The following is a 14,575-nucleotide window of genomic DNA, read 5'->3' as shown; positions in this document are numbered from 1 at the left end:
CTCTTGTCGGCGCGTCCACGCGCTGGAAATAACGCCACAATCTACAAGAACAAAAATATTTTGTCCGGCACAGCCGGACTACTTTTATCACCCCCTCGATATTGCGGGGTGCAAGGACAAATTATGGAAGCTATCTCGATTAAAACCGCGGAAGACATCGCTGGTATGCGCATTGCCGGCAGACTGGCCTCGGAAGTGCTCGATTATATTACCCCCTTCGTCAAAGTTGGCGTAACGACTGGCGAACTTGACCGTTTATGCCATGAATTCATGTCGCAGGTGCAAGATACGATACCGGCCCCGCTGAACTACTGCCCGCCCGGCTATACGCCATACCCGAAAGCTATCTGCACTTCAGTCAATGATGTGATTTGCCATGGCATTCCGGGCGATAAAGTACTCAAGAGCGGCGACTCGGTTAATCTCGATATCACTGTGATCAAAAATGGCTACCATGGCGATACCAGCCGCATGTTTTTGGTCGGAGAACCATCGATACTGAGCAAGCGTTTAAGTGAAATCACCTATGAGTGTATGTGGCTGGGCATTGCGAAAATCAAGCCAGGTGCGCATCTCGGCGATATTGGTCATGTTATTCAGCAGTATGCTGAAAAAGCCGGTTACAGTGTGGTGCGCGAGTTTTGCGGCCACGGCATAGGGAAAATTTTCCACGAAGCGCCGCAGGTGATGCATTACGGCAAACCCGGCACCATGGAACGTCTGGAAGCCGGCATGATTTTCACGGTCGAGCCGATGATCAATGCCGGTCGTCGCGACATCCGCGAAATGGGTGATGGCTGGACCATCAAGACCAAAGATCGCAGCTTGTCGGCCCAGTGGGAGCATACGGTGCTGGTAACCGAAACTGGCTACGAAGTGCTGACTTTGTCGGCCGGCTATCCGGCAATTCCTGACTACATCAAAATCGCCTGAGGTGTAGCGCGATGAAACCCGCCCCTGCACTCGCTTTCAAAGAACAAATCAAAACTGGTCAGGCCGGAATCATCGCGGCATTCCAAGCCAATCATAAGGCCGAACAATTGCTGTATGATTTATGCCGCAATGTCGATCGTGTGCTTGAAATGGTATGGAAGCATTTCGAATTACCGAAAGACTGCGCCCTCATTGCCGTCGGCGGCTATGGACGCGGCGAACTGTTCCCGCAATCCGACGTCGATGTCTTGATTTTGCTGCGGCAGACGCCGAGCGCAGAACTGAAGGAAAAGCTCGAAAGCTTAGTCCAACTGTTTTGGGATATCGGCCTCGATATCGGTCATAGCATACGCACGGTCGATGAGTGTCTGGAAGAATCGGCGGCCGATATCACTGTGCAAACGAGCTTGCTCGAAGCGCGCCTGGTATGCGGCAGCCGCAAGCTGTTTTGGGATTTACAGCAGCGCTATGCTGAAGTGATGCAGCCACAAAAGTTTTTCCAAGAAAAATTACTCGAGCTGCAGCAGCGCCATGTCAAGTATGAGGATACCCCGTATAGCCTGGAGCCGAATTGCAAAGAAAGCCCTGGCGGCTTACGCGATCTGCAAGTCATTTTATGGGTCGCCAAAGCGGCTAATTTAGGTACCTCGTGGCGCGAATTGGCCGACCGCGGTCTGATCACGGATGTTGAAGCGCGCCAGCTCAAACGCAATGAGCGCGCCTTCAAGGATATTCGCATCCGCTTGCATATCCATGCCGGTCGACGCGAAGACCGTCTGGTTTTCGATGTGCAGACGCCGATCGCCGAATCCTTCGGCTTCAAAACCACCGAAGCACGGCGCGCCAGTGAATACCTGATGCAGCGTTATTATTGGGCCGCCAAAGCGGTGACCCAGTTGAACCAAATTCTGCTGCAAAATATCGAGGCGGTATTATTCCCACAGCCGTCCGTACCCCATCCGATTAATGAGCGCTTCAATAATATCAATGGCTTGATCGATATCGCTCGGGACGACACCTTTGAAGCGACCCCATCGGCCTTGCTGGAAGTGTTTTTACTGATGGCGCGCCAGAGTGAACTCAAGGGCATGACGGCACGCACCGCCCGTGCACTCTGGCATGCGCGCTTGCTGATCGATGCAGAATTTCGCCACGACATTTTCAACCGCGCCTTGTTTTTGCAAATACTGCAGTCACCGCGCGGCATCACCCATGCATTACGCCGCATGAATCAGATGAGCATCTTGGGGCGCTATTTACCGAATTTCCGCCGCATCGTCGGGCAAATGCAGCATGATTTGTTTCACGCGTACACGGTCGATCAGCATATCCTGATGGTGGTGCGTAATTTGCGCCGCTTCACCATGCCCGAACACGCTCACGAATATCCATTTTGCAGCCAACTGATGGCCAATTTCACCCAGCCTTGGGTGCTATTTACGGCTGCGCTGTTTCACGATATTGCCAAGGGTCGCGGCGGCGATCATTCGGTACTCGGGATGAGTGATGCCAAAAAATTCTGCTACGAGCACGGTCTCACGCGCGCCAATACCGAACTCATCGTATTCTTGGTACAAAACCATTTGACCATGTCACATGTGGCACAAAAACAGGATTTGTCGGACCCCGATGTGGTGCAGAATTTTGCCAATCTGGTCAAGGATGAACGTCATTTAACGGCGCTGTACTTGCTCACGGTGGCCGATATCCGCGGCACCAGTCCGAAAGTATGGAATGCTTGGAAAGGCAAGCTGCTCGAAGACTTGTATAAAATGAGCTTGCGCGTACTTGGTGGCGAAGCGCCATCGAAAGATCGCGAACTCAAAAACCGCCAAGAGGATGCGCTCAAAGCGCTGCGCTTAGCCGGCATTGCGCCTGACGCGCATGAAAAATTTTGGCAACAGCTCGACGTTGCGTACTTCCTGCGCCACGACGCTTCCGATATAGCCTGGCAAACCAGAGTGCTGCACGATAAGCTCGCCAGCACGACGCCGTTGGTGAAATGCCGACTCTCCACTATTGGCGAGGGTTTGCAGGTGACGGTGTATGTCAAGGATCAAGCCGATTTATTTGCGCGTATCTGTAATTATTTTGACAGTAAAAATTTCGGCATTCTCGACGCCAAAATTCATACGGCGAAAAATGGTTACGCGCTCGATACCTTCATGGTGACCGAGCCGAGTTTCGCGCATCAGTATAGAGACATCATCAATTTGATTGAACATGAATTGAGCTTGGTGCTGGCGCAGCAAACACCACTGTCACCACCGAACCGTGGCCGACTCTCGCGTTTGTCGCGCAGCTTCCCTATCGTGCCGACGGTCGATTTGCGACCGGATGACAAAGCACAGTTTTATTTGCTTTCGATTACGGCCAACGATAGAAACGGTTTGCTGTATGCGATCGCCGAGGTACTGACCAAATATAAAATCAATCTGCATACGGCCAAGATCATGACCTTGGGCGAGCGCGTCGAGGATGTCTTTCTCGTCGACGGCGCCGCCCTGCAAGGTGCACGCAGCCAGATTCAGTTTGAGACCGATTTGCTCGCTACACTCAGAGTGTAGCGACAGTTTTTTTATTCACCCGCAGCATTGCTGCCGTTATAAGTATCGATATCACCATGACAGAATTAGTTCGCCTCTCCAAACGCATGTCCGAGCTCGGCTTGAGCTCACGCCGCGAAGCCGATGAATGGATCGCGCGCGGCTGGGTGCGCGTTGATGGCAAGGTCATCTCCGAATTGGGCAGCAAAGTCTATCCGCATCAGCAAGTAACGGTAGAACGCCAGGCCGCCGCCGAACAATCCAAGCGTGTCACCATCCTCATCAATAAGCCGGTCGGTTTTGTCAGCGGTCAAGCCGAAGATGGCTATACGCCGGCCGTGGCCTTGGTGAAACCGGAAAACCGTTGGACTGAATGTGCGGTCGACACCGAATTTCATCCGACTCAGTTACGCAGTCTGGTGCCGGCCGGCCGACTCGATATCGACTCGGTGGGCTTACTGGTCTTGACTCAGGATGGCCGCGTTGCCAAGCACTTGATCGGTGAAAATACTGTCGTCGAGAAAGAATATCTGGTACGCGTAGCCTATTCCAAAGCCGGTCGTCTGCCGGACTCGGATTTTCGTCTACTCAACCATGGCCTCAGTCTCGATGGTAAAAAATTGCTGCCCGCAAGGGTCAGTTGGCAAAATGAAGATCAGCTCAATTTCATCCTGCGCGAAGGTAAGAAGCGTCAAATCCGCCGCATGTGTGAAATGGTGGGCTTGAAGGTGCTCGGCCTGAAACGGGTACGTATCGGTAAGGTTCGCCTCGGCAATCTGCCTGAAGGTCAGTGGCGCTATCTGCGCGAAGATGAACAGTTTTAACGCTCCGACCTTGAGGTAGTTATCTCAATGACAGCCCACGCGCGATTTTTTATTAACCAAGCGGTGACGTGCGGGAACTTATTCGCGCTGGGCTGGTCTGATCGATTCACTCTGCTTTCGTGCCCGCTAGGAGCCTGAGCGGCAGAACGAGTCGAAGCGAAAAATCGGCTGAGCGAGGACAGATTTTGGCTATTTTTTACGTCAATACCGAGCGTATTGACTAAAAAATAGACGAAATATGGACCGCTCAGGTGATTTTGCAGCCGACTCCGTTCTGCCGCTCAGGCTCCTAGGACCATCGCTTATTTGGAGCTTCCTGCTGTTTGGCATTGAAGTACAGCGGTCGCAGTAAACTTATACTCTTAGTAAGCCATGCAAAAAATCTCTACCCTCTCGCGGGCGGCATTGCTGTTTCCGCTCTCGCTCGTGTGCTTTGAATTTTCAGTCTACATCGCCAATGACATGATACAACCGGGCATGCTGACGGTGATCCGCGAATTCGCCGCTGATCCGACGTGGATCGCTTCGGCCATGACCGCCTTTCTGATCGGCGGCATGCTGCTACAGTGGTTATTCGGGCCTTTATCGGATCGCATCGGCCGTCGCCCGGTCATGCTCGGTGGTGCGCTGTTCTTTATCTGCTCATGCTTGGCTACCCTGCTGGTCAACAGCATCGAGGGATTTATCGTGCTACGGGTGGCGCAAGGCATAGGATTATGCTTCATCAGTTCGGTCGGTTATGCGGTGGTGCATGAAGCATTTGAAGAAAAAGCGGCGATTCAGGTTACCGCACTGATGTCGAATGTCGCGCTGATTGCACCGCTACTGGGGCCGGTCGCCGGGGCGCTGTTGGTTGGATTAGTTGGTTGGCGCATGATTTTTGTGATCATCGCTGCGATTGCCGCGATTGGCTTTGTCGGTTTATTGGCGACCATGCCGGAAACAGTGCGCGTCAGTGATAAAAAAATCGCGCGCATGCAGATTTGGCACGATTACCAAACCGTGTTTCGTCACTGGCCATTCGTGCGCGCTGCCCTGTGCGGTCCTCTGCTGACCATGCCCCTGATCGCTTGGATCGCTCTCTCGCCGATGATCTTCGTGGCCGACCATGGCATGTCACTGACCCAGTACGGTTATGCGCAATTCCCGATTTTCATCTGTCTGATCATCGGCAATCTGTACTTGGCGCGGCAAATCCATGCGCGTCCGCTCGGCCATTCGGTGCGTCTCGGTTGGTATCCGATTGCAGCTGGTTTGGCCGTCATGCTGGCCGGGTCTGTGCTGTTTGAGAGTCCATATTTTCTCATCCCGGCGATCAGCCTGATCGCCTTCGGCGAAGGGATTTCGAATGCCGTCATCGTGCGCTTCACGCTCACGGAGAGCACGGTATCGAAAGCAACCGTGGCCGCAGCGATGGGCATACTCAATATGTGTATCTGGAGCGTCGGAATCGAAGTGTACAAGTTAGTCTATCTGCACACCGGCTTACTGGGCTTTGCAATATTATCGTGCTTGGCCTTAGGCGTGTATGCCATCCTTGCCCGCAGCGTCATCACACGGGCGATGGCCGTGCGCAGCGTCGACAGCGGCACGACCTGCAGTGCTTAAGCGTCGCTGTTGAAGGCGGCGGTCGGCGGCAGCTCAGTCGTCGACCAGCGGATCGAGCTCGGGAAACAAGACTTCGGTAAACCCGAACTGCGTCATGTCTTCAATACGCATGGGATACAGAATGCCTTGTAAATGATCGCATTCATGCTGGACCACACGCGCGTGAAAACCATCTACCTCACGGCAGATCGCTTGTCCGAACTGATCATAGCCCTCATAGCGCAGTGCCGTCCAACGCGGCACCAAGCCGCGTAAGCCCGGCACCGACAGGCAGCCTTCCCAGCCATCTTCGCGCTGTTCCGACAGCGGCGTCAGGCTTGGATTGATGAGTATGGTTTCCGGTACCTGCGGGGCATCGGGATAGCGCGGATTGGTTTGAAAACCGAAAATCACCAATTGCAGATCGATACCGATCTGCGGCGCGGCCAAGCCGACACCACCGACGGCACGCATGGTTTCAAACATGTCGGCGATTAATGCATGCAACTGCGGCGTGTCGAATTCGACTACCGGCTGAGCCACGCGCAGCAAGCGCGCATCGCCCATTTTGAGGAGAGGATGGCGCATGCTGGGCTCCGTTTCAACGACCGTTGCGAATTGAATCGAGGTAGGCGGAAAATTCTGCCGCAGTTTCTTTATGCTTGAGTCCAAGCGCAACGCTGGCCTTGAGATAGCCTAGCTTGGAACCGCAATCATAACGCGTCGCTTCCGGACGGTAAGCATACACCGGGAAATCCTTGAGCATGGCAGCGATGCCGTCGGTGAGTTGGATTTCACCGCCCGAGCCTTTACCCAAGGTTTCGAGGTAAGAAAAAATCCGCCCCGACAAAATATACCGACCGACTACCGCTAGGGTCGACGGGGCCACGTCCGGACGCGGTTTTTCGACTATCCCTTGCACCCGCTCAAGGCGCTCCTTGTACTCGGTGCCGCTGACGATGCCGTACTGGCTGGTGAATTCGCGTGGTACGTCTTGCACGGCAATGATGCTGCCGCCTTCGCGCTCATATTGCGCGGTCATTTGTGCCATCACCGATGGCTTACCAAGATCAGCATCCATCAAATCATCGGCCAACAGCACAGCAAACGGATCGTCACCGATGACTGGACGCGCGCACAGCACCGCGTGACCGAGTCCGAGCGCGGCAGTTTGTCGTATGTAAATGCAATTGATGTTTTTCGGGATGACATTGCGCACCAAATCGAGCAAGGCTTCTTTGCCGGCCGCTTCGAGTTCGCTTTCGAGTTCATAGGCTTTGTCGAAATGGTCTTCGATGGCGCGCTTGTTGCGACCGGTAATGAACACCATTTCGGTAATGCCGGCTTCGACGGCTTCTTCCACCGCGTATTGAATCAGTGGCTTGTCGACGATGGGCAGCATTTCTTTAGGTTGCGCCTTGGTGGCAGGTAAAAAACGACTGCCAAGACCAGCAACAGGGAAAACTGCTTTGGTAATTCTTCTCATTTCAGCTCCGGGAACAAAGTTGAAGCAAATCTGCTTCTGTCAAAATAGTGATGCCTAATTCTTGTGCTTTCACCAGCTTGCTACCAGCCTCTTCGCCGGCCAGCAGATAATTAGTTTTCTTCGAGACTGAACCGGAAACCTTGCCGCCGGCAGCTGCGATCATGGCCGCAGCCTGATCACGACTGAGGGTCGGCAGGGTTCCGGTGAGCACGAAGGTGTTACCCGCCAAGTGCCCTTCTACATCACTGCTCTGAGGCAAGCTGGCCAACAAATCCTCGCACAAAAGCGCCAGTGTCGACAAGCTGTTTCGGTTCGCAGTGTCGTCTAACCACCGCAGTAAAGCGGCATTCACCTCGGCCGGTAAGCCGAAATCGGTGTATCCACCGCCGCTGAATTGCGCCAGACTGGCCAAGCTAAGGCCGCGTTCTTGCAATTGGCGACAACGCGTGAGCGTGAGTTTGGGAATCGCCAAGGCCGCCAATAATTCGGCTGGCTGCAAACAATCGCGCAGTTTCGCGCTCGGTGCGTGCTCGTCGCTTGCTTGTACATCGGCCGCCAACAAGGCATCGAGCGCCTGTTGGTTTTTTGTTTCGGCAAAAAAATCAGCAATCGATACGGCCACCGTCGCGCCGATATCGGGTAACACGCGCAGCAGGCTGACCGGGGCCCGTCGTACCAGCGCCAAACTGCCTAGCCAGTCTGCCAGCGTCTTGGCGGTCGATTCCCCGACATGGCGTATGCCGAGTGCAAACAGCAGACGATCGAGTGGCGGGCGCTTGCTGGCGGCAATCGCGGCGATTAAATTCTCAGCCCATTTGCTGGCGATTTTTCCTTGCGTGACACTTTCCGGCGTGATGCCATCGCGCTCATCGGCACGCTGTTTCATGGCCAGCAAATCACTCAGACTGAGCGTGTACAGGTCGGCGATGCCGTGTACATACTCGAGTTCGACCAAGTGATCGATGTAGCGCTCACCGAGGCCATCGATATCCATCATGCGGCGTGCCGCGAAATGGCGCAGCGCTTCTTTGCGCTGGGCCGAGCAGAATAAACCGCCGGAGCAGCGCGCAATCGCCTCGCCGGCTTCGCGCACCACATGCGAACCGCAGACCGGGCAGGTTTTCTGCATTTCAAAAGGTGGCGGGGCCGGTTGCGGACGGCGTTCCAATACCACGCCGACCACTTCAGGAATGACGTCACCGGCGCGGCGGACGATGACGGTATCGCCCACCCGCACGTCTTTGCGGCGCGCTTCGTCTTCATTGTGTAAGGTGGCATTGGTGACGGTCACGCCGCCCACAGCTACCGGTGCCAAGCGCGCCACCGGCGTCAAGGCACCGGTGCGACCGACTTGTATATCGATTCCCAACAGTATGGTCAGCGCCTCTTCGGCCGGAAATTTATGTGCCAAGGCGAAGCGCGGCGCCCGTGCGACGAAACCGAGTTCGGTTTGCGCGGCAAAGTCATTGACCTTGTAGACCACGCCATCGATTTCATAGGCTAAGGCGGCACGCCGATTTTGCATGTCGCGATAAAATTCCAACAAGGCCGAGGCACCGCGCACCACGGCATTGTCGCGGCATACCGGGATGCCGAGCTCGGCATACCAATCGAGTAAGCCACGCTGCGAAGCCGGCAGCGGCGCAGCTTCGAGCATGCCTATGCCATAGGCAAAAAAACTCAGGCTGCGCTGGGCCGTTACTTTTGAATCGAGTTGGCGCAAGCTGCCGGCCGCAGCATTGCGCGGATTGGCGAACTCTTTGGCACCGGCAGCACGTTGGCGTTCATTGAGGCGGGCAAAATCGGCCTTGAACATCAAGACTTCTCCGCGCACTTCGAGAATTGCCGGCGGATTAGCCGATTGCAAGCGTAATGGAATGCTGCGCACGGTGCGTATATTGGCCGTTACATCTTCGCCGGCAAAACCATCGCCACGCGTGGCAGCTTGAGTAAATACGCCGTCAACATAACGCAGATTGATGGCCAAGCCATCGAATTTCAAATCGATGGCGTACTCGATGTCGGCGGTACTGCCCAGGCTTTCGCGTACCCGTTTATCGAAACCGAGCACATCCTCAGCGGCAAAGCCATTATTGAGCGACAACATAGGCACGGCATGCTTGACTTGCGAAAATTCCGGCAAGGCGGCACCGCCAACGCGTTGGGTCGGCGAATCGGCCACCAGTAATTCGGGAAAAGCTATTTCGAGCTGCTGCAGTTCGGCGAACAGCTTGTCGTATTCGGCGTCGGGCAGAGTCGGATTATCGAGCACGTAGTAAGCGTGGCTATGTAAGTTGAGCTCGTCGCGCAAAGCTGCGGCGCGCAAAGCCGCAGTAGCAGCCGGCGTGGCCGCAGCAGAAAAGAAATCGTCTTGCATGGACTGGTGCGCGCGGCTCAGCTGAACAGACGCTGGGCGCGTACCGAACCGGCGGCGATCTGCGATTCCGCCATCGCCGCATAAAATTCATTGACTTGACCGGCGATTTCATCGAGCGCGGCTTTCGATATCGGCGCATTGCCATCGTCGACCACGGTACCACCGAGACGGGTGGCGAGCGAGCGAGCACAGGCTGCCATGGCACCGAAACCATCACGCGAGGGAGCGACACACGGCACATCGAGCAAGAGCGTCAAGCGAGCAGTCAGGGTTTCGCTGACACCGACATTGGTGGAGAGCGTAAACAAACTGCCGCCCTCACCGTCTGGCATCATCAACCGTCCATCCGGGCGCTGGTCGAATCCCATTTTCTCCAAGGCTGACAGCAAGGTATTCAAGGCCCAAGGCGCGCCATTGGCGGCGATATTGACGCTCAATTGCGCATCATGTTCGGCGACGAAATGGTGCAGCTCGCGCGCTTGCAAAATGACCTGCGTCATGTCGGGAATATCGGGGTGGGCATTGAGATTATCGGCAATCGCACGCAATTTCATGATGAATTCCGAATACTCGAGCTCACTCAGTGGCCCGCTGCGGCTGACCATCTGTATGCCGGCAAACAGGCTGGTGTAGGCGCTGCCAGTAGCAATGACATCGCGTTGACCATCACTGCACAGGCCGATGAAATGCACGGGCTTTTTGCCGATGTATTTCAATTCCGCGATTTCGCTGAGAATTTTTTCGCCACGGACTGGCGTTTCAAATTCCAAGGGCACCACACAATCGATCAGCTCATCGACCGGCAATTCTTTTTCCGGGCTATTGCGCGGCGTAGTGTGGCTCTCTGCTGCCGACTCGGACGGTGGCGCTACAGCCAACTCTTCACACTCCGCGACGGCAGAAGGGCCGTCATCGAGCACCGGCTCTTGGCGTTGCAAGTTGTCGGTGATTGCTGCACTTGGTTGCAGCAACACATCGTCACCGCCATCGGCAAAGGCATTGTCGACGGTTTTCTTGGCCTTATATTCTTGCCATTTATTGAAAACCACTACGGCGACCACCAAGCTGCCACCAACTGCTAATAAACTTAATTGAAAATCTGTCATGCCGCTTGAACCTCAGTAGCAAAATGAACGGCGGATTCCATATCCACCGCCACAATTCGGGAAACCCCCTGCTCTTGCATGGTGACGCCGATCAACTGCTGCGCCATCTCCATTGCAATTTTGTTATGGGAGATAAATAAAAATTGGGTATTCACCGACATCCGTTTCACCATATTGCAGAAACGTTCGGTATTTGAATCATCGAGCGGCGCATCGACCTCATCGAGCAGGCAAAACGGTGCCGGATTGAGTTGGAACATAGAAAATACCAGGGCCGTCGCGGTCAATGCTTTTTCACCACCCGACAAGAGGTGAATGGTGGCGTTTTTCTTGCCCGGCGGTTGCGCCATGACTTGTACGCCGGAATCGAGAATTTCGTCGCCGGTCATGATCAAACGCGCTTGGCCACCGCCAAATAAAATCGGAAACAATTCGGCAAAATGATGATTGACCTTGTCGAAGGTGTCTTGTAACAGTGCCCGTGTTTCGATGTCGATCTTGTGGATCGCATCTTGTAAGGTGGTGATCGCTTCGCTTAAATCGGCATGCTGTGCATCGAGGAAAGTCTTGCGTTCGCTGGCTTGTTTCAACTCATCGAGCGCCGCCATATTCACAGCACCGAGGGCGGCGATGGCATTATTGAGTCGCGTCACTTCGCCTTGCAGGTAGGATGGTCTCAAATCGGCATGCAATTTTTCTGACAGCTTGGCTTCATCGACTTCAAAATTGCGCAATTGCTCTGCAAATTGCTCCTGTGCCAGGCGTGCCGCCTGTTCCTTGAGTTGCAATTCCACGATGCGGTCGCGTTGTGGCTGCAAACTGCGCTCGGTCTGGGTTTTATTGTCTTCGTGCGTGCGCAATTGTTGCGTCAATTGATCGAGCTCATGGCGTGCATCGGCCAGCGCACGTTCTTGATCGCTGCGGCGGTCGAGCAAATCCTGTAAGCCGGCTTGGGCGGCTTGGTCATTCATGGTTTCGAGTTCGAGTTGACCTTGCTGCATGCTGGCAAATAATTGGGCCGACTGCTCGCGCGCCGTGCTGATATTTCTACGCAATTCTTCCATCTTGCTACGGTGCGACTTTTCCGCAAACGCCGCCTCTTGCGCCGCCAATTCCAAGTCGCGCAAGCGTTGCCGCGCCTGATTCAATTGCTGCTCTTTTTCCAGATAGATGGTTTGGCCGTCTTCATGCGCTTCTTGCACCTGAGCCAATTCCATGTCGAGCATTTCAAACTTTTGCTCGGATTCGGCGCGCGCCTGTTGCTGTTCGCTTTCTTGCGCGGCGATTTCGGCCAAGTCGTTGCCGATTTGGGTACTGCGCTGATTGAAGCGACTTTGCACTTCTGCTAACTTCATGGTTTCTATCTGCAAGCTATGGGTCGTTTGCGTCAGACTGGCCACGCGTTGGCGCAATTCTTGTAATTGCTGACTGGCTTGACTATAGAGAGCCTCGGCACGCACTGCGCGTGCCTTCGCTTGTTCGGCCAGCAATTGGCGCGCCCGGCATTGTTTGCCCAGGTTGTCGATTTCCTGTTGCCGCCCCAGTACGCCATCTTGTTCCGAATCGGCGGCATAAAAGCGCACACTGCTACGCGCAATCAAATGCCCTTCGCGGGTGACAAAACTGGCACCGGGCGGCAGTTTGCTACGGTCAAGAAAGGCTGAAGTGAGGTCTGCCGCGACATAAATATGTGCGAGCCAGTCTTGCAAGACACCACGCACGCCGGCGTCATTGAGCTGCAGCAGGTCAATAAATGGCTTCAAGCCAGGCTCGGCAAGCTGCTGACTGGCCTGTATTTGCGGGCTGAACACGGCCAGCTTGGCCGGTGGCGCATCATTGAAAAAGGCTTTGGCCCAGTCGAGATTCGACATTTCCAAGGCGGCGGTACGCTCACGTAACACCGCTTCCAAAGCCGTTTCCCACCCACCTTCGATATGCAATTTTTGCCAGAGCTTAGGTAAGCTGCCGAGTTCGTGCTTATCCAACCAAGGCTGGACTTTACCTTGGGTTTGTACTTTTTCTTGCAACTGCTTAAGCGCCAATAAGCGCGCCTCGAGCTGGGCCAATTCGGCCGCATCGCGCTGCACTTCTTGTTGCGCCAGCTTACGTTGCTCTTCCAAGTCAGGTAAATTATGCTGCGCTTGTTCGAGTTGCAGCGTCAGGTCTTCCATCACTTGCTGCTTTTCTTCCAGCTGGTACTGTAAATTTTCCAGATGCGAACTGTCCGGCAAAGCCAGCCCGTGTTTTTCTTGTTGCAAACGTTCTTTGCGTGCTGCCAAAGTATTGAGAATATTCGATGCATTGCGCTGATGAGCTGATTCGAGTTCAATCTGCTGTTGCATCTGCATGATGGTGGCGCGCGATTCCGTGGTGCTCACTTGCGCCTGACGCCAACTCAACTCCAGTGCCGGCAAGGTGTCATGCTGCGACAAGGCGGTCTCACTGGCTTGTTCGGCACGCATCGCCAACTCTTCAACCTCGATTTCAGCCATGTCCAAACTATCTTGCAACTGCACGCTTTGGTGCTGCCATTGATCGCGTTGCGCCGTCAACGATTGCAATTGCACTTGCAAACGACTGCGTGACTCGATGACAAATTTGATCTGTGCTTCCAGGCTACCGATTTCTGCATTGGTCTGGTACAAGTGGCCTTGCGCCTGATGCATGCGATCACCAACCGCATAATGGGCTTGGCGCATTTGATCGAGCTCAAGTTCGACGTGGCGCAAACGGGCGGTTTGCTCTTCCAAGTCGAGCTGGGTTTTTTCAATTTCGGTAAAATGCTTGTGCTGCTCCGCCGCCGCTTCGTTCTTGCGCAGCAACCAAAGCAATTTTTGCTTCTCTTCTTGATCACCCTGCAATTCGTGGAATTTATTGGCGACCACGGCTTGCGCTTGCAGCTTTTCCAGATTGGCATTAAGCTCACGCAAAATGTCATCGACCCGCACCAAATTTTCGTGGGTGTCGTGAATCCGGTTTTCGGTTTCGCGCCGCCGCTCTTTATAGCGTGATACGCCGGCCGCTTCTTCTAAAAAGATGCGCAGTTCTTCCGGGCGCGCTTCGATGATGCGCGAAATCATGCCTTGGCCGATGATGGCGTAAGCGCGCGGACCTAAGCCGGTACCGAGGAAAATATCTTGAATATCACGCCGGCGCACGGCCTGGCCATTGATGTAATAAGTCGAGGTGCCATCGCGCGTGAGCGTGCGCTTGACCGCGATTTCACCGTACTGACTCCATTGCCCAGCCGCTTTGCCCAGACTATTGTCAAAAATCAATTCGACTGAGGAACGACCAGCCGGTTTTCTATGGGTAGAACCGTTGAAGATGACGTCTTGCATCGATTCGCCGCGCAACTCCGAAGCTTTTGATTCGCCCAGCACCCAACGCACCGCGTCGATGATATTGGATTTTCCACAGCCATTTGGCCCGACTACGCCGACCAATTGTCCTGGAACTTGAAAATGAGTGGGATCAACGAAAGATTTGAAACCCGACAGCTTAATAGAAGTTAATCGCACTGTATAAAATTGAAGTATCTTTTGCAGTCAAATCCGGCTGTCTCGCAGTATTAAGGCTGCGAGCACCGGCAGGGGCTCAGGGAAGCCAGTATCCTTGCATCATATCATTTGACGGGTGAAATTTTGGTCTTTACGGTGAACAGAAGCTTCAGAAATGGTAAAAAAACACGCTTTTTACCCTGAAAAAGAAAAAGT

Annotated in this window: 9 protein-coding genes; 4 read left to right on the top strand and 5 right to left on the bottom strand. The window is 54.3% G+C overall.

Annotated features, from left to right (window positions below):
* The first annotated feature begins 123 nt into the window (after positions 1–123).
* The 4 genes from map to QN359_RS05000 all read left to right on the top strand — a co-directional run bounded on the left by map (position 124) and on the right by QN359_RS05000 (position 5,911).
* Positions 124–933, top strand: coding sequence for a type I methionyl aminopeptidase (map, locus tag QN359_RS05015; protein WP_322248458.1), 810 nt, complete (start codon positions 124–126; stop codon positions 931–933).
* A gap of 11 nt (positions 934–944) precedes the next feature.
* Entirely contained in the window at positions 945–3,500 is a 2,556-nt protein-coding gene (locus tag QN359_RS05010; protein WP_322248459.1) for a [protein-PII] uridylyltransferase, read from the top strand.
* A gap of 56 nt (positions 3,501–3,556) precedes the next feature.
* A complete protein-coding gene (locus QN359_RS05005; protein WP_322248460.1) occupies positions 3,557–4,303 on the top strand; it encodes a pseudouridine synthase in 747 nt (248 codons plus the stop codon).
* Between the two features lie 372 nt (positions 4,304–4,675).
* A complete protein-coding gene (locus tag QN359_RS05000) occupies positions 4,676–5,911 on the top strand; it encodes an MFS transporter (protein ID WP_322248461.1) in 1,236 nt (411 codons plus the stop codon).
* Positions 5,912–5,944: 33 nt separating this feature from the next.
* On the opposite strand, the gene def is transcribed toward QN359_RS05000, so the two are convergent.
* From def to smc, 5 genes are read right to left on the bottom strand one after another with little or no spacing between them, the layout of a single operon-like run.
* Positions 5,945–6,478 (bottom strand): peptide deformylase, encoded by a 534-nt coding sequence (gene def, locus QN359_RS04995; RefSeq protein ID WP_322248462.1) that lies wholly within the window; start codon positions 6,476–6,478, stop codon positions 5,945–5,947.
* Positions 6,479–6,491: 13 nt separating this feature from the next.
* Complete coding sequence (gene galU / locus QN359_RS04990; RefSeq protein WP_322248463.1) at positions 6,492–7,376, bottom strand: UTP--glucose-1-phosphate uridylyltransferase GalU; 885 nt, start codon at positions 7,374–7,376, stop codon at positions 6,492–6,494.
* A gap of 1 nt (position 7,377) precedes the next feature.
* The gene (gene ligA, locus QN359_RS04985) at positions 7,378–9,753 is read right to left on the bottom strand and encodes an NAD-dependent DNA ligase LigA (RefSeq protein ID WP_322248464.1); all 2,376 of its coding nucleotides are present in this window, start codon (positions 9,751–9,753) and stop codon (positions 7,378–7,380) included.
* Positions 9,754–9,770: 17 nt separating this feature from the next.
* On the bottom strand, positions 9,771–10,859 hold the full coding sequence (locus QN359_RS04980; protein WP_322248465.1) for a cell division protein ZipA C-terminal FtsZ-binding domain-containing protein: 1,089 nt from the start codon (positions 10,857–10,859) through the stop codon (positions 9,771–9,773).
* Positions 10,856–14,380, bottom strand: coding sequence for a chromosome segregation protein SMC (gene smc / locus QN359_RS04975; protein WP_322248466.1), 3,525 nt, complete (start codon positions 14,378–14,380; stop codon positions 10,856–10,858). Before smc ends, QN359_RS04980 begins: the two co-directional genes overlap by 4 nt.
* Positions 14,381–14,575 lie beyond the last annotated feature (195 nt).

Origin of the sequence: Undibacterium sp. 5I2 (genome assembly GCF_035019605.1) — a bacterium.
In the GTDB taxonomy this organism is placed as follows: Bacteria; Pseudomonadota; Gammaproteobacteria; order Burkholderiales; family Burkholderiaceae_D; genus Undibacterium.
This window is presented reverse-complemented; position numbering and strand designations above follow the sequence as displayed.